Source organism: Kitasatospora sp. DSM 101779 (assembly GCF_025655475.1).
Lineage (GTDB): Bacteria > Actinomycetota > Actinomycetes > Streptomycetales > Streptomycetaceae > Kitasatospora.
This window is the reverse complement of the sequence record NZ_JAHTIK010000001.1, coordinates 681612-699789: the sequence shown is the minus strand read 5'-3', so window position 1 is coordinate 699789 and position 18178 is coordinate 681612. Positions and strand designations below refer to the sequence as shown.

The 18178-nt window shown below is 74.5% G+C and carries 15 protein-coding genes and 2 pseudogenes; 7 read left to right on the top strand and 10 right to left on the bottom strand.

The features are described 5' to 3' along the window. Positions 1–25: 25 nt before the first annotated feature. On the bottom strand, positions 26–469 hold the full coding sequence (locus KSNIM_RS03330; RefSeq protein ID WP_263101696.1) for a nitroreductase family deazaflavin-dependent oxidoreductase: 444 nt from the start codon (positions 467–469) through the stop codon (positions 26–28). Positions 470–678: 209 nt separating this feature from the next. On the opposite strand from KSNIM_RS03330, the gene KSNIM_RS03325 reads away from it, so the two are divergent. Beyond that, positions 679–1458, top strand: coding sequence for a polysaccharide deacetylase family protein (locus KSNIM_RS03325; protein ID WP_263101695.1), 780 nt, complete (start codon positions 679–681; stop codon positions 1456–1458). Positions 1459–1549: 91 nt separating this feature from the next. After that, the gene (locus KSNIM_RS03320; RefSeq protein ID WP_263101694.1) at positions 1550–2314 is read left to right on the top strand and encodes an SOS response-associated peptidase; all 765 of its coding nucleotides are present in this window, start codon (positions 1550–1552) and stop codon (positions 2312–2314) included. 21 nt (positions 2315–2335) lie between these two features. Here KSNIM_RS03320 and KSNIM_RS03315 read toward each other — a convergent pair whose 3' ends face one another. From KSNIM_RS03315 to KSNIM_RS03305, 3 genes are all read right to left on the bottom strand, one after another. Continuing rightward, positions 2336–4738 carry an excinuclease ABC subunit UvrA gene (locus KSNIM_RS03315; RefSeq protein ID WP_263101693.1) on the bottom strand — a complete coding sequence of 801 codons (2403 nt, stop codon included), beginning with the start codon at positions 4736–4738 and terminating at the stop codon, positions 2336–2338. Between the two features lie 160 nt (positions 4739–4898). Next, complete coding sequence (locus KSNIM_RS03310; RefSeq protein WP_263101692.1) at positions 4899–5309, bottom strand: VOC family protein; 411 nt, start codon at positions 5307–5309, stop codon at positions 4899–4901. Positions 5310–5590: 281 nt separating this feature from the next. After that, positions 5591–6577 (bottom strand): winged helix-turn-helix domain-containing protein, encoded by a 987-nt coding sequence (locus KSNIM_RS03305; protein ID WP_263107814.1) that lies wholly within the window; start codon positions 6575–6577, stop codon positions 5591–5593. Between the two features lie 83 nt (positions 6578–6660). Between KSNIM_RS03305 and KSNIM_RS03300 the strand changes: the two genes are divergently transcribed. The 3 genes from KSNIM_RS03300 (at position 6661) to gap (ending at position 9861) form a co-directional block, all read left to right on the top strand. Continuing rightward, complete coding sequence (locus tag KSNIM_RS03300) at positions 6661–7569, top strand: aldo/keto reductase (RefSeq protein WP_263101691.1); 909 nt, start codon at positions 6661–6663, stop codon at positions 7567–7569. Between the two features lie 116 nt (positions 7570–7685). Further along, the gene (locus KSNIM_RS03295) at positions 7686–8633 is read left to right on the top strand and encodes a GlxA family transcriptional regulator (protein WP_263101690.1); all 948 of its coding nucleotides are present in this window, start codon (positions 7686–7688) and stop codon (positions 8631–8633) included. A gap of 229 nt (positions 8634–8862) precedes the next feature. Then, on the top strand, positions 8863–9861 hold the full coding sequence (gap, locus tag KSNIM_RS03290) for a type I glyceraldehyde-3-phosphate dehydrogenase (protein ID WP_263101689.1): 999 nt from the start codon (positions 8863–8865) through the stop codon (positions 9859–9861). A 97-nt stretch (positions 9862–9958) separates the two neighbouring features. On the opposite strand, the gene KSNIM_RS03285 is transcribed toward gap, so the two are convergent. The 3 genes and pseudogenes from KSNIM_RS03285 to KSNIM_RS03275 all read right to left on the bottom strand — a co-directional run bounded on the left by KSNIM_RS03285 (position 9959) and on the right by KSNIM_RS03275 (position 10983). Beyond that, the gene (locus KSNIM_RS03285) at positions 9959–10360 is read right to left on the bottom strand and encodes a PPOX class F420-dependent oxidoreductase (protein ID WP_263101688.1); all 402 of its coding nucleotides are present in this window, start codon (positions 10358–10360) and stop codon (positions 9959–9961) included. Between the two features lie 127 nt (positions 10361–10487). Next, positions 10488–10721 (bottom strand): annotated as a pseudogene (locus tag KSNIM_RS03280) (hypothetical protein); the annotation flags it as partial. Beyond that, positions 10708–10983 carry a DUF6400 family protein gene (locus KSNIM_RS03275; protein WP_263101687.1) on the bottom strand — a complete coding sequence of 92 codons (276 nt, stop codon included), beginning with the start codon at positions 10981–10983 and terminating at the stop codon, positions 10708–10710. The gene KSNIM_RS03275 and the pseudogene KSNIM_RS03280, both read right to left, overlap by 14 nt. Before the next feature lie 321 nt (positions 10984–11304). On the opposite strand from KSNIM_RS03275, the gene KSNIM_RS03270 reads away from it, so the two are divergent. Next, positions 11305–12360 carry a serine hydrolase domain-containing protein gene (locus tag KSNIM_RS03270; RefSeq protein WP_263101686.1) on the top strand — a complete coding sequence of 352 codons (1056 nt, stop codon included), beginning with the start codon at positions 11305–11307 and terminating at the stop codon, positions 12358–12360. Here the strand turns inward: KSNIM_RS03270 and KSNIM_RS03265 are convergent. The 3 genes and pseudogenes from KSNIM_RS03265 to KSNIM_RS03255 form a co-directional block, all read right to left on the bottom strand. Continuing rightward, on the bottom strand, positions 12354–13592 hold the full coding sequence (locus tag KSNIM_RS03265) for a branched-chain amino acid ABC transporter substrate-binding protein (RefSeq protein WP_411543840.1): 1239 nt from the start codon (positions 13590–13592) through the stop codon (positions 12354–12356). The genes KSNIM_RS03270 and KSNIM_RS03265 overlap by 7 nt on opposite strands. Before the next feature lie 516 nt (positions 13593–14108). Then, positions 14109–14885 (bottom strand): annotated as a pseudogene (locus tag KSNIM_RS03260) (serine/threonine-protein kinase); the annotation flags it as partial. Between the two features lie 100 nt (positions 14886–14985). After that, complete coding sequence (locus KSNIM_RS03255) at positions 14986–15726, bottom strand: TetR/AcrR family transcriptional regulator (RefSeq protein ID WP_263101685.1); 741 nt, start codon at positions 15724–15726, stop codon at positions 14986–14988. A 130-nt stretch (positions 15727–15856) separates the two neighbouring features. Here KSNIM_RS03255 and KSNIM_RS03250 point away from each other — a divergent pair, with 130 nt between their 5' ends. Further along, complete coding sequence (locus tag KSNIM_RS03250; protein WP_263101684.1) at positions 15857–18142, top strand: MMPL family transporter; 2286 nt, start codon at positions 15857–15859, stop codon at positions 18140–18142. Positions 18143–18178: the final 36 nt, after the last annotated feature.

The window sequence follows — 18178 nt, the reverse complement described above, 5'->3', positions numbered from 1 at the left end:
GGCCGCCGTCCCGCGCCACGGCTGCTCAGCGACCGCCGACCGGCTCCAGTACGAAGACCGGGATCTCCCGCTCCGTCCGCTTCTGGTACTGCGCGTAGTCGGGGAAGGCCGCCACCGCCCGCTCCCACCACTCGGCCTTCTCCGCGCCGCCGAGTTCACGGGCGGCCATCTCCTGCCGGACGGGTCCGTCCTGCAGCTCGACCAGCGGATTCGCCACCACGTTGTGGTACCAGACCGGGTGGCGCGGAGCACCGCCCATCGAGGCGACCAGCGCGTACCGGCCGTCGTGCTCGACCCGCATCAGCGGGGTCTTGCGGATCTTGCCGCTGCGCGCGCCGAGCGTGGTGAGGACGACCACCGGCATGCCCCGCAGGGTCGTGCCCCGCGTGCCGCCGGAGCTCTCGTACAGCTCCACCTGGTCCCGCACCCACTGCTCCGGACTCGGCTCGTACTCGCCCTCCAGAGGCATGCGCCATCCCGTCTGCCGTCGGACCCGGTCGGTGTCGGACACCGACCGGTCGGGGAGCACCTCCCCGTACGCCTCCGGCCTACCACCCGCCGCCCACCGAGTCACGCCCCGGCGGCCCGCCCAGCGTGTCGCCCACCGGCGGCGGCCAGCCGGAGGCGGCGCGGGCGTGTCGGATGCCGCACGGCCGGAGACGACCGGATACTGCGCTGATGACGCACCCTCAGCACCGGCTCCCGCGGCGCACGTTCCTCGCGGCGGGCGCCGCCCTCGCCCTCCCGCTCGGCAGCCCGGCGGGCTTCCGGCGCCCCGCCGCCCCCGGCCCGGTCGCCGTCCGGGCGGCGGGGCCCCGCCGCGGACTGGCCGACCTCTTCGGCGAGGAGATCCGGCTGATCCCCACCGACGACCCGGTGGTGGCCCTCACCTTCAACGCGGCCTGGAACGACGACGGCATCGACGCCGTCCTCGACGAGCTGCGCAGCCGAGGCGTCCCCGCCACCTTCTTCCTGACCGGGCAGTTCGCGGAGGCGAACCCGGAGGCGGCCGAGGCGCTCGCCGCCGAACACGGCGTCGCCAGCCACTCCTACGACCACCCCGAACTCGCCGACCTGGACGCGGCCGGGCTGCGGGAGCAGGTGGAGCGCGCCGACGAGGCGATCCGCAGGGCCACCGGCACCGACCCGCTGCCGTTCTACCGCTTCCCCTACAGCGAGACCAGCCCGTCCGCGATCGCCCAGGTCAACGCGCTCGGCTATGCCGACATCGAGTTCACCGACGACACCCTCGGCTACCTCGGCGAGGGCGGCGGTGTGAGCGTCGAGGACGCGGTGGACCGGGCCGTCCGGACGATCCGACCCGGAATGATCCTCCAGATGCACCTCGGCTCCACCGAGACCTCCGGCCCGAACGTCGACTCCCGCGCACTGCCCGCCGTCGTCGACGCCGTCGAGTCCCGCGGGTACACCGTCATCGACCTGGCCTCGCTCGTCTGACGGCCCGTGGTCCGCCGCCCGCGGCGCCCGGCCCGGCGCGGGATCCGGCAGGTTGACCGCTGCGGACGGACCGGCGTGGCAGGGTGGACGCATGTGCGGTCGCTTCGTCTCCACCACCACCCCGGTCGACCTGGTCGGCCTGCTCGGCGAGATGCGCTGGGACCCGGCCGAGGCACTCGCCCCGAGCTGGAACGTGGCGCCCACCGATCCGGTGCCCGCCGTCCTGGAACGGGTCGACCGCGAGACCGGCGAGGTGGTGCGCCAGCTGCGGCCGCTGCGCTGGGGCCTCGTCCCGTCCTGGTCCAAGGACCCGGCCGGCGGAGCCCGGATGATCAACGCCAGGTCGGAGACCGTCCACGAGAAGCCGGCCTTCCGCAAGGCGTTCGCCGCCCGCCGCTGCGTGATCCCGGCCGACGGCTACTTCGAGTGGCGGCCGGTCGAGGCCGCCGCCGGCCGCAGGGCGTTCAAGCAGCCGTACTACCTCAGCACCGGCTCGGTGCTGCTGATGGCGGGCCTGTACGAGTTCTGGCGCGACCGCTCCGTCCCGGACGACGACCCCGCGGCCTGGCTCACCACGACCACGATCATCACCACCGACGCCACCGACAGCGCGGGCCGCATCCACGACCGGATGCCGCTGACCATCGCCCCCGCCGACCTGGACGCCTGGCTGGACCCGGACCGCTCCGACGCCGCCGACCTGCACCACCTGCTGCACACCCCGGCCGGCGGCGAGCTGACCGTCCGGGCGGTGTCCACCGCGGTGAACAGCGTGCGGTCCAACGGACCGGAACTCCTCGACCGGGTGGACGACCCGCTCGGCCTCGCGGACCCCGCCGGCCCGCCCGCCCGCTGACGGCGGGCGGCCCGACGGCGATCAGGCGCCGACGTAGGCCGCGAGGTGCTCGCCGGTGAGGGTGGAACGGGCGGCGACCAGGTCCGCCGGCGTGCCCTCGAAGACGATCCGGCCGCCGTCGTGGCCCGCGCCGGGGCCGAGGTCGATGATCCAGTCGGCGTGCGCCATCACCGCCTGGTGGTGCTCGACGACGACGACCGACTTGCCGGAGTCGACCAGCCGGTCGAGCAGACCGAGCAGCTGCTCCACGTCGGCGAGGTGCAGCCCGGTGGTCGGCTCGTCGAGGACGTAGACACCGCCCTTCTCCGCCATGTGGGTGGCCAGCTTGAGCCGCTGCCGCTCGCCGCCGGACAGCGTGGTGAGCGGCTGGCCGATGGCCAGGTAGCCGAGCCCGACGTCGGCGAGCCGCTGGAGGATCCGGTGCGCCGCCGGGGTGCGTGCCTCGCCGGTGCCGAAGAACTCCTCGGCCTCGGTCACCGGCATCGCCAGCACCTCGCTGATGTCGCGGCCGCCGAGGCGGTACTCCAGAACCGAGGCGTCGAACCGCCTGCCCTCGCAGTCCTCGCAGGTGCTGGACACGCCGGCCATCATCGCCAGGTCCGTGTAGACGACGCCGGCGCCGTTGCAGGTCGGGCAGGCGCCCTCCGAGTTCGCGCTGAACAGCGCCGGCTTCACGTCGTTCGCCTTCGCGAAGGCCTTGCGGATCGGGTCGAGCAGCCCGGTGTACGTCGCCGGATTGCTCCGTCGGGAGCCGCGGATCGGTGCCTGGTCGACCGAGACCACACCGTCCGCCCCGGCCCACCGACCCGGGATCAACGACCCGCGGACCAGCGAGCTCTTGCCCGAGCCGGCGACCCCGGTGATCACGGTCAGCACCCCGAGCGGGACGTCCACGTCGACGTCGCGCAGGTTGTGCGTGGACGCGCCGCGGATCTCCAGCCGGCCGCTGGGCGCCCGGAACGCCTTCTTGAGCGCGGCCCGGTCGTCGAAGTGCCGGCCGGTGACGGTGCCGCTCGCCCGCAGGCCGTCCAGGGTGCCCTCGAAGCAGACGCTGCCGCCCGCCGTGCCCGCGCCCGGACCGAGGTCGACGACGTAGTCGGCGATCGCGATCGTCTCCGGCTTGTGCTCCACGACGAGCACCGTGTTGCCCTTGTCCCGCAGCCTCAGCAGCAGCTCGTTCATCCGCTGGATGTCGTGCGGGTGCAGGCCCGCGGTGGGCTCGTCGAAGACGTAGGTGACGTCGGTGAGCGCCGAACCGAGGTGGCGGATCATCTTGACCCGCTGTGCCTCGCCGCCGGACAGCGTGCCCGAGGCCCGGTCGAGCGAGAGGTAACCGAGTCCGATCTCCACGAACGAGTCCAGGGTCTGCTGCAGCGAGGCGAGCAGCGGTGCCACCGAGGGCTCGTCGAGGCCGCGGACCCACTCGGCGAGGTCCCGGATCTCCATCGTGCAGGCGTCGGCGATGCTGATCCGCCCGATCCTCGACGCCCGGGCGCCCTCGCTGAGCCGGGTGCCCTCGCACGCGGGGCAGGTGGTGAAGGTGACCGCGCGGTCCACGAACTCCCGGACGTGCGGCTGCATCCCCTCCCGGTCCTTGGAGAGCATCGACTTCTGGATCCGCGGGATCAGCCCCTCGTAGGTCATGTTGATGCCCGCGATCTTCATCCTGACCGGCTCGTGGTGCAGGAAGGCGTGCAGCTCCTTCTCCGTGTAGTCGCGGATCGGCTTGTCGGGGTCGTAGAAGCCCGACTCGCTGTACAGCCGGTAGTTCCAGCCGCCTGCCTTGTAACCGGGCACGGTGATCGCACCCTCGGCGAGCGACTTGCTGTCGTCGTACAGCTCCGCGAGGTCGATGTCGGAGACCGAGCCGCGGCCCTCGCAGCGCGGACACATGCCGCCGGTACGGCTGAAGGTCGCCTTCACCGCCTTCCGGTCGCCGCGCTCGACGGTGATCGCCCCGCTGGCCCGAACGGACGGCACGTTGAAGGCGTAGGCGCTGGGCGGGCCGATGTGCGGTTCGCCGAGCCGGCTGAAGAGGATGCGCAGCATCGCATTGGCGTCGGTGGCGGTGCCGACGGTGGAGCGCGGGTCGGCACCCATCCGCTGCTGGTCGACGGTGATCACGGTGGTCAGCCCCTCGAGGACGTCGACCTCGGGCCGTGCCAGCGTCGGCATGAAGCCCTGCACGAAGGCGCTGTACGTCTCGTTGATCAGCCGCTGCGACTCCGCGGCGATGGTGTCGAACACCAGTGAGCTCTTGCCCGAGCCGGAGACGCCCGTGAAGACCGTCAGCCGGCGCTTCGGGATCTCGATGCTGACGTCCTTGAGGTTGTTCTCGCGCGCGCCGTGCACGCGGATCAGGTGGTGGCTGTCGGCACCGTGCGGCGCAGGCTGCCGCCCGTCCGTCCCCGTGGCCCCGCTCATCGTCTCTCCGTCCGTCGGGCGGGCCGCGTCCGCGGTCACCGCCGGCATTGCCTGGTCCGATCCAACCAGTCCGGGGGCTCTGCCCGGTGGTCTTCCGCCGGTACGGCCGCGGCCCGTCCGCCGCCCCGCGGACGGGGACGGGCCGCGGCCGCCGGGCGGCTCAGCCGGTCTGGTTGAGGCGGACCAGGTTGCCCGCGGGGTCCCGGAAGGCGCAGTCGCGCAGCCCGTACGGCTGATCGGTCGGCTCCTGGACGAGCTCGGCGCCGCCCGCCTTCAACGTGTCGAAGACGCCGTCCAGGTCGGCGGTCGCCAGGGTGATCCGGGCGTAGGTGCCCTTGGCCATCATCTCGGTGATGGTGCGGCGCTCGTCCTCCGTGATGCCCGGGTCCATGCCCGGCGGCTCCAGGACGATCGACATGCCGGGCTGCCCGGCCGGGCCGACGGTGATCCAGCGCATCGCGCCGTTGCCGACGTCGTTGCGGACCTCGAAGCCGAGGAGGTCGCGGTAGAAGGCCAGCGAGGCCTCCGGGTCGGTGTGCGGGAGGAAGGTCCACTGAAGGGTGATGTCCATGGCTGCCACGCTAGCCGCGCTGCGGTGGCCGGGGCTTCTCCGTTCCTGACCGGTCGGTGGCGGCACCGCCCGGGGCGGGGGCGCTGCGGGATCGTCATCCGCCCGCGGTCCGCCGGCCCGACCGCACGCACCGGCCGTTCACCCCGACGGGCCGGGGCCGGGAGACGGATCCGGGACGGACGGAGGACGGCCGCGGCGCAGCAGGGGCGGGGCGCTAAGGACGGGCGGGACGCGCCGGACGGGCAGGGCATGCCCGACCGGCGCAGTGTGCTGAGCGCGGCTCAGCGGCCCGCCGCCGCAGCCGCCGCGAGGACGGCGTCCGCCGCCGCCGTGCGGGCGTACAGGACGGCGCGGCCGGCGCGGTGGGCCGTGGTCAGACCGGCGGAGCGCAGCGCGGTCAGGCTCTCCGACACGGCGGCCGGCGACAGGCCCGTACGGCGGGCCAGTTCGGTGGTCGAGGCGGGCGTGTCCAGCTCGGTCAGCAGACGGGCGCGGGTGCGCCCCAGCACGGCCGCCAGCGCCTCACCACCGTCGCCGGACGGCGTCTCCCAGAGCGAGCCGATGCCCCGGGCGGGGTAGGCGAGTTGCGGCGGGTCCGGCGGGGTCACCCGGGTGAACGGGACCGGGCCGGTGAAGACCGACGGGATCAGCAGCAGCCCCCGGCCCGCCGTCGGCCGCGACAGCGCGCTCGGCCGGCGCGGCAGCCGCAGGGTGTCCTCGTCCCACCGCACCGAGGCGTGCAACCCGCCCAGCAGGTGCGCCGCGCCGCGCTCCGCGACCTGCCGGGCCCGGTGCGCCACGTCCGCGTCCAGCACCGCGCGGATCCGCGCCCAGTACGGCGCGAGTGCCAACTCCCAGTACGACCGGATCTCCTCGGCCACCCCGGCGAGCCGGGCCTCCGGCCGGGCGTACAGCGCCTCGGTGCGCGGCCCGAGGCCGCCCTGCTCGCGCCGCAGCCGGTCCAGGTCGCGGCGGACCCGCTCCGGCGGGGTGGCCAGGATGCCGTCCACCTCCTCGGCCAGGTCGGCGACCGGCGCCGCGGGCGTCGGATTGAGGAAGTCCGGGACGTAGCCCGACGGCGGGACCAACTCGGCCAGCCGCCCCCGGTCCAGGCCCGCCGCCGCCAACCGCGGCCGCACCTGCTCGGCCCACCTCCGGTGCACCGGGTGCACCACCCCCGAGCGCAGCAGCCGCAGACTCGGCCCCACCTCCCACATCGGCGAGACGGCGAACCGCATCTGCGCCAGGTCCCGCACCGAGAAGACCAGCTCCGCCACCCGCGCCCCCGCCCGGATTCGCCCCCGCCCGAATCAATGGCGGCCACTCTACGGCCCCGCGGATGATGCCGGGCATGACCTCACCGACCATCACCGCGGCCGCGGCCGGCACCTGGACCCTCGGGGACCTGACGGTCAACCGCCTCGGCTTCGGCGCCATGCGCCTGCCGCAGACCGGCCCCGCCCTGGTGCGCCGCGCCGTGCCCCGCGACCGCGAGCAGGCGATCGCCGTGCTGCGCCGCGCCGTCGACCTCGGCGTCGACCACATCGACACCGCCGCCTTCTACTTCTCACCACTCCGCTCCGCGAACGAGCTGATCAACCGTGCCCTGGCGCCCTATCCGGACGACCTAGTCCTCGCGACCAAGGTCGGCCCCGGCCGGGACCGCTCCGGCCGGTGGCTGCCGCACGCCACCCCCGATCAGCTGCGCGGCCAGGTCGAGGAGAACCTGCGCCAGCTCGGCCGCGACCACCTGGACCTGGTGAACCTGCGGATCGTCGGCACCGACCCGGTCGCCGAACGCTTCGGTGCCCTCGCCGACCTCCGCGAGGCCGGCCTCGTCCGCCACCTCGGCCTCTCCAACGTCACCGCCGACCACCTCGCCGAGGCCGCGGCGATCGCCCCGGTGGTCTGCGTGCAGAACCCGTACGGGATCGGCAGTCCGCCCGAGCAGGACGCGCTGCTGCGCGCCTGCGGCGAGCGGGGCACCGCCTTCGTGCCGTTCTACGCGATCGCCGGGCCGGGACGGCAGGCCGGCACCACCGGGGAGGAACCGCCGGAGGTCCTCGCCGTCGCCCGCCGCCACGGCGCGAGTCCCGCCCAGGTCCGGATCGCCTGGACCCTGCACCGCGGCCCGCACGTCCTCGCCATCCCCGGCACCGGCGACCCGGACCACCTGACCGCCAACGTGGCGGCCGCCGCCCTGCGGCTCACGCCCGAGGACCTGGCCGTCCTCGACGCACTGCACCACCGCGCGGGCTGAGGCGTGCCGGGACTCGCGCCACCCGCAGGTGGCAGGATGCTTGCGACAGCAGTCGTTCGGGCCACCCGTGGGGGAGCGGACGACCGGTGGCCGCGGAGCGCGCAGGAGGAGGCCCGATGGGGCGGAGGAACCACCAGGTCGCGGTGCTCGTGCTGGAAGGCGCGAAGCCGCTCGACGTGGGCATCCCCGCCCAGGTGTTCTCCAACCGGCCGAGCATGCCCTACGACGTGCGGGTCTGCGGAGCCTCGCCGGGGCTGGTGACGGGCGGCGACGGCCTCTCGTACCACGTGGCGGACGGCCTGGAGGCGTTCGAACAGGCCGACACCGTCTTCATCCCCGGCTATCGCGAGCCGGCGACCACCGAGCCGCCGGCCGAGGTCGTCGCCGCGCTCACCGCCGCCCACGGCCGGGGCACCCGGCTCGCCGCGATCTCGACGGGCGCGTTCGCGCTCGCGGCGACCGGTCTCCTCGACGGCAAGCGGGCGACCACCCACTGGCACTACACCAAGGCCCTCGCCGAACGTCACCCGCTGGTGCGGGTCGACGCGAACGTGCTGTTCGTGGACGAGGGGGACGTGCTCACCTCGGCGGGCGCCGCCTCCGGCATCGACCTGTGCCTGCACCTGCTGCGCCGCGACCACGGCGTGGGGCTCTCCAACCATGTGGCGCGGCGGCTGGTGGCGGCGCCCTACCGCAGCGGCGGACAGGCGCAGTACGTGCCGCGGAGCGTCCCCGAGCCGCTCGGCGACCTGTTCGCGGGCACCCGGGAGTGGGCCCTCGCCCACCTCGCCGAACCGCTGACCCTGGAGGACCTGGCCCGCAACGCCAAGGTCTCCGCCCGGACCTTCTCCCGGCGCTTCGTCGAGGACACCGGCTACACGCCGATGCAGTGGGTGCTGCGGGCCCGCGTCGACCTGGCACGCGAACTGCTCGAACGCACCGACCTGGGCGTGGAGCAGATCGCCGACCGGGTCGGGCTCGGCACCGGGGCCAACCTGCGCCTGCACTTCCACCGGATCCTCGGCACCTCCCCGACGGAGTACCGGCACACCTTCTCGGCCTGACGGCCGGCCGAGCACCGCTGGATCCGGCCACCCCCTTCCGTCGCGGTTTCCGCCCCCTGACCGGGACGTTCCGGGCCGGCGCGCCCGCAGGACGGACGTGCTGGCGGGATCCTTGCGATCGTTGGCGAAGGATCTGGCGAGATCCTTGCGCACGCTGTCATCCGGGCCACTGTCTGCCGGGGGCCGCGATGCCGACCATGGATGGCGGGACGACACGAGAGGAACCTCCATGACCCGCATCGCCGTCAACGGATTCGGCCGCATCGGACGCAACACGCTGCGCGCCCTGCTGGAGCGCGACAGCAAGCTGGAGGTCGTCGCCATCAACGACCTCACCGCCCCGGACGCGCTCGCCCACCTGCTCAAGTACGACAGCGCGCTCGGCCGCCTCGGCCGCCCCGTCGAGGTCGACGGCACCGACCTGGTCGTGGACGGCCGCCGCATCAAGGTGCTCGCCGAGCGCGAGCCGGCCAACCTGCCCTGGGCCGAGCTCGGCGTCGACATCGTGCTGGAGGCGACCGGCCGCTTCACCGCGGCGGACGCCGCCCGCGCCCACATCACCGCCGGCGCCCGGCGCGTGCTGGTCAGCGCCCCCTCCGACGGCGCCGACGTCACCCTGGCCTACGGCGTGAACACCGACGCCTACGACCCGGCCCGGCACGTGATCGTCTCGAACGCCTCGTGCACCACCAACGCGCTGGCCCCGCTGGCCTCCGTCCTCGACGACCTGGCCGGCATCGAGCACGGCTTCATGACCACCGTGCACGCCTACACCCAGGAGCAGAACCTCCAGGACGGCCCGCACCGCGACATGCGCCGCGCCCGCGCCGCCGGCGTCAACATCGTGCCGACCACCACCGGCGCCGCCAAGGCGATCGGCCTGGTGCTGCCGCAGCTGGACGGCAAGCTGTCCGGCGACTCGATCCGCGTGCCCGTGCCGGTCGGCTCGATCGTCGAGCTGAACACCACGGTCTCCCGCGAGGTCACCCGCGACGAGGTGCTCGCCGCCTACCGCGCCGCCGCCGACGGCCCGCTCAAGGGCATCCTCGACTACGCGGACGAGCCGCTCGTCTCCGGCGACATCACCGGCCAGCCCGCCTCGTCCATCTTCGACGCCGCCCTCACCCGGGTCGACGGCAAGCACGTCAAGGTGGTCGCCTGGTACGACAACGAGTGGGGCTTCTCCAACCGCGTCATCGACACCCTCGAACTGCTCGCGGAGAACTGAGCACCCGCCGAACGCAGCTGCGCCCGACGGCGCGACCGGGCCGAACCGGTCGCGCCGTCGGGCGCTCTGCGTCCGCCCGCCGCCGTGGTGCCGCGGGTCAGGTGAGGGTGATCCGGATGCCGACCGTGCCGCGGTCGCCGCGGCGGACCCGGCTGCCGAGCAGGGTGAGCACGCCGAGCAGGCCGTACTTCTGCCGCAACAGGGTGCGGTAGGCGGCGGTCCGCTCCGGCGGGCAGATCTCGGCGGTGCCGGGCACCTGCTCGCCGGTCGGCCGGCCGCGGACGTCGCACGGGCCGACCAGCACGTCCGCCCGGTTGCGGATCCGGCGGACCTTCCAGGAGTCGGCGACCGTCCAGATGCCCAGCGCGTCGCCGTCCCGCACCACCCACACCGGGGTGGGGACCGCCGTGCCGTCCTTCTTGAAGGTGGTGACCAGCAGGTAGCTGCCCGCGGCGAGGCTGACGAGGCGTTCGAGCCGGTCATCCGGTGTGGCGTTCATGCCGCGCAGTCTAGGGCCTGATCCACATGCCGTCGGATCACGGCGCCTCGTACGGCTCCCGGTCGCTAGCCTGCGGGCCCTCCTCCGGCAGGACGCCGGCGGCCGGCTCGGACCGGCGCGGGCCGGGCACCCGGCCGAGGGCGGAGCGGGTGGCGCCGAAGCCGGTCTCGTGGTCCCACACGTGGGTGCAGCCGGGGCACTGCAGGTGCAGCAGGCTGCCGGTGTTGGAGATCAGGTAGCGCCAGTGCTCGGAGCAGGAGCGGCGCTCCCCGCAGGGCGTGCAGTCGCGGGCGTCGTCGCAGTTGGGGCAGGCGATCCACGCGCGGCGACCGATGTCGGCCTGTGGGTCAATGGGCAGCATCGGCCCGCTCCTCCACGGGCAGTACGCCCGCTGTGACGAGTTCGTCGTAGAGGCGCTGCTGCTCGGCGTCGAGGCCGGAGTACAGCAGGGCGTAGGCCTCGGCCTCGCGGCGCTCCTCCTCGGCGATGTCCCGGGTGGGCCCGAGCGAGGCGGCCGCCAGCGACCGGCGGCGGATCTCGTCGGCGGTGATGTCGAAGACGAAGGTCGTCGACGGCTCGGGGCGGTCGGCGTCCTCGGTGCGGTGGTGCGACTGCGGAGACATGCCAGCAGAACTTAGGTAACCCTTCCTTCGCTGTCAAGGTGAGGTGTGCAACCCGTTCACCAGCTGAGATGCTTCCGAGACAAGGGCCGTCCGTGGACGAAGCTCCTGCGTGGGGGCCGCCGCGGGTGTCGGCCCGTCATGGCGCCGACCGGGCACCGGACCTGAGGGCGCGTCGGCGGTCCCGGTCGGGTCCGCCCTCGGTCGCAGCGGCGCCACTGCCGGATCCGTCCGGCGGAGTACGCCTGGCGGACGATGCGGGCCGGGTGAGATTCCTCATGTGGGCGGACGGGCCGGCCGCGGGCCGCGCATAGGGTTGCGGACATGGCAGCGCTCGGGGAACTCGTCCGCCGCACCGCCGACCGCCTGGCAGAGCAGCAGGTCGGCGCGGTGGTGGTCGGCATCGCGGACGGCACGACGGAGATCCGCGGTGCCGGGCGGGCCGGCGGCGCGACGAGCGGCCCGCCCGGACCGGACACCCTCTTCGAGATCGGCTCGGTCACCAAGGTCTTCACCGCCCTGGTCCTGGCCCGGACGGTGCTCGCCGGCGCCGCCTCCCTCGACGAGCTGCTCGCCGGGCTACTGCCCGGCCGCACCGTCCCCGAACGCGACGGCCGGCGGATCACCCTCCAGCAACTGGCCACCCATACCTCCGGCCTGCCCCGCCTGCCGAAGGGCATGCTGCTGCCCGCCCTGCTCAACCCCCGCGCCGCGGACCCGTACGCCGACTGCACCGCCGAACGGCTGCTCGACGGGCTCGCCCGGACGAAGCTCCGCTCGGCGCCCGGCCGCACCTTCCGCTACTCCAACCTCGGCGCCGGGCTCCTCGGCCTCGCCCTCGCCCGGCGCGCCGGCACCGACTACGAGCAGCTCGTCCGGAGCGAGGTCTGCCTGCCGCTCGGGCTCACGGACACCACCGTCACACCCGGCCCGGACGCCGCCCGCCGGCTCGCCGGCGGCCACACCGCCGGACGCCGGCCCACCGCCGCGTGGAACCTCGCCGATCTCGCCGGCGCGGGCGCCCTGCGCTCCACCGGCAACGACCTCGCCGCCTTCCTGCGTGCCCAGCTCGGCGGGGCGCCGGCCGGCACGGCCGAGGCGATCGCCCTCACCCGGCAGGTGGAGCACCGCACCGGCCCGTCCTCCTGGACGCACCTCGGCTGGTCGGCGCACCGGCTGCACCCGCGGCTGGGAGGCCACCTGCAGATCTGGCACAACGGCCGCACCGGCGGCTTCGCCTCGTACACCGGCTTCGACCCGGAGACCGGCACGGCCGTCGCCGTCCTCGGCAACACCGGCCGCTCGGTGGACGCCCCGGCCGTGGCCCTGCTGCGCGCCCTGCAGGACGCCGCCGCCGGCCGGGCGCCCGGTGGTCAGTAGCTGTCCGTCTTGACGGAGTGCCAGGCGCCGCCCTGCACCGTGTAGACGGTGAGCTGCCGGTTCTTCGTGTCGCCGTAGCCGTCGAAGGAGACCGGCCCGGTCGTGCCGTCGAAGGACACCCCCGCCATGGCGCTGGCCACCTCGGCCCGTGCGTTCGACGGCAGGGTGCCGCCGTGCGAGGCCGTGGCGGCCCTGACCGCCTCGATGACGGCCCAGGCCGCGTCGTACGCGTAGGCGCCGTACTGGCCGGCGTCCTCGGTGTACCCGGCGGCCTTGTAGTCGGCCAAGAAGGCGTTCCCGCCGCTGAGCTCGGTCGTCGGCGCGCCCACCGAGGTGGCCAGGTCGCCCTCGGCCCGGCCGTTCAGACGGGTGTACTCGGTGTCGAAGATGCCGTCGCCGCCCACCAGCGGCACCGTCGCACCGCCCTCCTTGAGCTGCTGGGAGAGCGGCGCCGCGTCCGGGTACTCGCCGCCGTAGTAGACCGCCTCGGCGCCGCTGGCGCGGACCCTGGCCGCGAGGGTGCCGAAGTCGTGGTCGCCGGGGTCCACGTGCTCCGACCCGACGACCGTGCCGCCGAGCGCGGCGACCTCGTTGGTGAACTCGCCGGCGAGGCCGGCACCGTAGGTCTTCCTGTCGTCGATCACGAAGAACTTCGTCTTCTTCGCGACCTTGACGAGGTACCGGGCGGCGAACGGTCCCTGCAGGGCGTCCGTGGCGGTGGTGCGGTAGTAGGCGGGGTACGGGCGCGCCTTGACGCCCTTCTGCCAGTCGCTGCCCAGGGTGAGCACGGGATTGGTGTTGGCCGGCGACACGTCGACCAGCCCGGCCGACGCGAACACGGGCAGCATCGACTGCGCGACGGCGGAGTTCAGCGGACCGACCACGCCGAGCACCCGGCGGTCGGCGACGAGCGCGGTGGCGTTCTGCTGGCCGACCTGCGGCTGGCCCTGGTCGTCCAGCGCCTTGACCTCGAAGGTGACACCCGGCACGTACTTCCGTCGGTTCGCCGTCCTCGCGGCGAGGTCGGCCGAGTTCTTGATGCCGCTGCCGAAGACCGCCAGGCCGCCGGTGAGCGGCGCGTCCACGCCGATCACCACGGTGGTGGTGGCCGTGCCGTTCGACGAGCCGCCGCCGTCGGCGCTGCTGCCGCCGGCGCCGCGGCCGGAGTCCGGCATGAGGGTCCAGGTCAGGATGCCGCCGACGGCCAGGGTCGCGAGCGCCACCGCCAGCACGGTGGCCTTCCGTCCGACCGGCCGCCGCACCGGCCGATCGGCCGTCGGCCCCTGGAGCGTGTGGGCCCCCGAGGTCCCGGCCGGCACCCCGTCGGTCGGCACCCCGTCGGTCGGCACCCCGTCGGTCGGCACCCCGCGGGTGGGCGGCCCGTCGGCGGGTGTCCGCGGGACCTCGGCAGGCGGGCGAGTGGCGTACGGGTTGTCCGGCACCGGGCGGCCCTGCGGCACGTGCGGCGGCACGGCCGGGGGAGTGGCGGGCGGCGCCGGGACGGGGACGGCCGGCCCCGCTGCGGAGCCTTCGAGGGGCTGCTCCGCGGGCGCTGCGCCGGACTGCTCGGCCGACGGCGCCTCCTGCGGCGGGGGCGGCGGCTGCCGGTCCGCCGGATCGGTGACGGCGTCCAGCGCCGTCGGCGTCCACAGCACCGGCGCCGCCGGATCCGGTGCTGCCCCGGCCGCCGCGGCGGTGTCGCCGACCCGCAGCACCACTGCCAGCAGCTCCTCCGCCCGTGCGACGGTCGCCCGCTCCACCGGGTCCTTGGTGAGCAGTGCCTCCAGCACTGGGGCGAGGGGGCCGGCCAGGACCGGCGGCCGGTGCGGCTGCGTGAAAATGGCGATGGCCAGGGCGTGCAGGCCCTCGGCGTCGAACGGCGTCCGGCCCTCCACCGCGTGGTACAGCGTGGCGCCGAGCGCCCACAGGTCGTTGGCGGCGGTCGGCCGCTTGCCCTCGAGCTGCTCCGGCGGCATGTAGTGCGGGGTGCCGATGACGGTGCCGCTGTGGCTCAGCTTGGTGGTGGCGTCCGCGAGGTGCGCGATGCCGAAGTCGGTGAGGACGACCCGGTCCTTCGTCAGCAGGACGTTGTCCGGCTTGATGTCCCGGTGGACGATCCCGGCGTCGTGCGCCTCGGCGAGCGCGCCGAGCATGGCCGCGCCGATCTCGGCGACCCGGTGCACCGGCAGCGGCCCCTGCTCGCGGATCTCGGCGGCGAGCGACCGGCCGCGGACGAACTCCATGACGATGGCCGGCGACCCGTTGTGCTCGACCACGTCGTGGATGGTGATGATGCCGGGGTGGTTGAGGATGACCGCGGCCCGCGCCTCGCTGGTGAACCGCCTGAGCAGCATGGCCCGCTCGGTGTCCTCCAGCCCGGGTGGGAAGAGGATCTCCTTGACCGCGACCTCGCGACCGAACAGGTGCCGGTCCGTCCCGCGCCAGACGCGGCCCATGCCGCCCTGCCCGATGCGTTCGATCAGCTCGTAGCGGCCGGCGATGAGTTCCGCGTCGTCCTGGGTCACGGCGCATACTCTAGGGGCCCCGGTGGCCGTCCCGGGAAGCGATCGTGCACGCTGTGATCGATCTGCGCCCGGACGTACACGGACCGGACATGTGCCCTGGTCAGACGGCGTCCGGCGCGACTGCGGCAGCTTTGCGCGAGTCCGCCTCGGCCGGGTCGCCGTCGGCGGGGGAATGCGGCTCGTCCGGGTGGTCGGGGATCGTCTCGGGGTGGTCGGTGGCGGCGAGCAGGGCGTGGACGGCGGTGGCCATGGTGCGGCGGGCGGCGGCCACGTCGAGGCCGGCGCTGCGCCAGTGGTGCCAGGTGCTCCAGGTGGTGGCGGCGTCCAGTGCGTTGAGCAGGTCGGTGCGGCGGGCCTCGGGCAGCCGGTCCAGCTCCAGGGCGAAGATCTCGGAGATCCGCGTACGGCCGTAGTCCAGCATCATCCGCACCGTCTGCTGGACGCGCTCGGACGGGTTCTCCAGCCGCATCATCGCCAGCCGGGTCGGGGTGAGCCACTCCAGGATCCGGCCGCGTTGCTCGGCCAGCGCGGCGACCCGCAGCTCCCGCGGCCCCTCGGTGGGCAACGGCTTGATCTGGGCGAGCAGTTGGTCGATCCGCCGGGTGACGGCGGTGTCGGTCAGCTGCGCCATGTCTGCGAAGTGATGGAACACCAGGCGCCGTGACACGCCGGCCCGTTCGGCGACCCGCTCGGCGGGGAACTGCACCAGGCCCTCGTCGAGCAGCGAGAGCACCGCGTCGGCGATCTTCTCGCGGGTCAGCCGCCCGCGCTCGGTGCGGCCGTCCGCGGGCTGTTCGGTGCGGCCGTCCGCGGGACGACCGGGGTCGGGGTTCTGCGGCATGCCGGGGGCTCCTTCCGTCGCGTTGACATTATTGCACCGCCAGTGCAACGTACTGATTGCACGGAGAGTGCAATGAGTTCGGCGGGGGGCCCGGCGCCACCCCGTCCCCGTACGGAAGGCCGGTGTGCCGATGTTCACCGCCGTGGGGCGCTGGTGCGCCCGCAGACCGAAACGCGTGCTGGCCGCCTGGCTGCTGCTCCTGGCCGCGGCCCTCGCCGCGGTCGGTGTCCTGGGCAGCGTCACCAACGAGGCGGTGTCCATCCCCGGCAGCGACAGCCAGGCCGCCCGGGACCTCGGCGACACGGCCTTCCCCGGCTCGGCCTCGGGCCGCCAGCCGCTCGTCCTGCACACCGCCGCCGACGGGCCGCTGCTCACCTCGCCCGCGAGCACCGAGGCCGTCAGGAAGGCCGCCACCGCGATCGCCGGCGTCGACCACGTCGTGGCCGTCACCACCCCGTACGACCCGGCCGGCGCCAAGTCGATCGGCGCCGACGGCCACACCGGCTACCTCTCGGTCGAGCTCGACGTCACCGGACGCGAGATCACCCCCGACATCACCGACCGGATCACCGCCGCGGCCGCCCCGGCCACCGCGGCCGGCATCGAGGTCACCCCCGGCGGCTTCCTCGCCGCGGCCGTCGACAAGGGCTCCACCGGCCACAGCGAGGCGATCGGCCTCGCCGCCGCCTTCGTCGTCCTCGCCCTCACCTTCGGCGGCCTGGTCGCGGCCGGGCTCCCGCTGCTCGCCGGCGGCCTCGGCCTCGGCATCTCGCTCTCGGTGCTGGGACTGGTCGGCCACCTGGTCGACATGCCCTCCTCCGGCGAGACCATCGCCGCGATGATCGGCCTGGGCGTCGGCATCGACTACACCCTCTTCGGCCTCACCCGGTTCCGCGAACTCCTTGCCGCCGGGGTGGACCACGAGGAGGCCGCCGTCCGTACCACCGCAGGCTCCGGCAAGGCGGTCGCCTTCGCCGGCAGCGCCGTCGTCGCCGCACTCGCCGGCCTCGCCCTCGGCGGCATCCCGCTGCTGTACGCCCTGGCGCTCGCCCCCGGCATCGCCGTCCTGGTCGCCGTCGGCATCAACCTGACCCTGCTGCCCGCCGTCCTGGTGCTGCTCGGCCCCCGGCTCGCCGCCAGGCCGAGGCGGAAGGCGGAGCGCGAGCGGCCGGCCGGCCCCCGCGGCTGGGGACGGGTCGCCGAGGTCGTCGCCGCCCGGCCCTGGCGCTGCCTGGTCGCCGCGACCGTCCTGGTCGGCGCCCTCGCGCTGCCCGCGGCCCAGCTCACCTTCGGCCAGCTCGACGCGGGCTCGAACGCCACCGGCTCCGCGAGCCGGACCGCCTACGACCGGCTCGCCGCGGCCTTCGGGCCGGGCATCAACGGCACCCTCCAGGTCACCGACACCCTCGCCGCCCCGGCCGGGGGCGTCACCGACGACCGCGTCACCGCCGTGACCAAGGCGCTGCAGGCCACCCCCGGCGTGGCCGCCGCCGGGCAGCCGCAGCTCTCCGCGGACGGGCACTCCGTCCGCTGGCAGGTCACCCCGTCCACCGCCCCGTCCGACCCGGCCACCGCAGACCTCGTCGACCGGCTGCGCAGCGGGACCCTGCCCGCCGCGGCCGGCCCGGGCGACACCACCCACGTCGGCGGCACGCCCGCCGCCCAGGCCGACCTCAACGACCGGCTGGCCCACCGGATGCCGCTGGTCGTCGGCTTCGTCCTCGCCATCGCCGGGATCCTGCTGCTGCTCGCCTTCCGGGCCCCGGTCGTCGCCGTGAAGGCCGCCGTGATGAACCTGGTCTCCGTCGGCGCCGCCTACGGCGTGCTCACCGCCGTCTTCCAGCAGGGCCACGGAGCCGGACTGCTCGGCCTCGACGGGCCGGTGCCGATCCCCGGCTACGTCCCGCTGCTGATGTTCGCGGTGCTGTTCGGACTCTCCATGGACTACGAGGTCTTCCTGCTCACGGCCGTCCGCACCGCCTACCTCCGGCACCGCGACAACCGCCGCGCCGTCGTGGAGGGTCTCGGGGGCACCGGACGGATCATCAGCTCGGCCGCCCTGATCATGGTCAGCGTCTTCCTGAGCTACCTGCTCTCGGACGATCCCGTGGTGAAGATGTTCGGCATGGGTCTGGCCACCGCGGTCGCCCTGGACGCCACGGTCGTGCGCGGCATCCTGGTGCCCTCGACGATGGTGCTGCTCGGCCGCGGCAACTGGTGGCTCCCGCGCCGCCTGGACGCGCTGCTGCCGCACATCGACATCGAGGGCGACGGCACGGAGGCCGCGGACGGCAGTGCGGAGGAGCCGCCCGCCGACGCTGCCGAGCCCGCGGTCGCCGCCGGGCAGCAGGCCGCCGCCCAGGAGCCGATCGCCGCCGAGGGTGTCGCCCTGCCGACCGCGGCCGGTGCACCGTGACGCCCCGGACGGCGGACACGCGCCGCACCCGCGCCG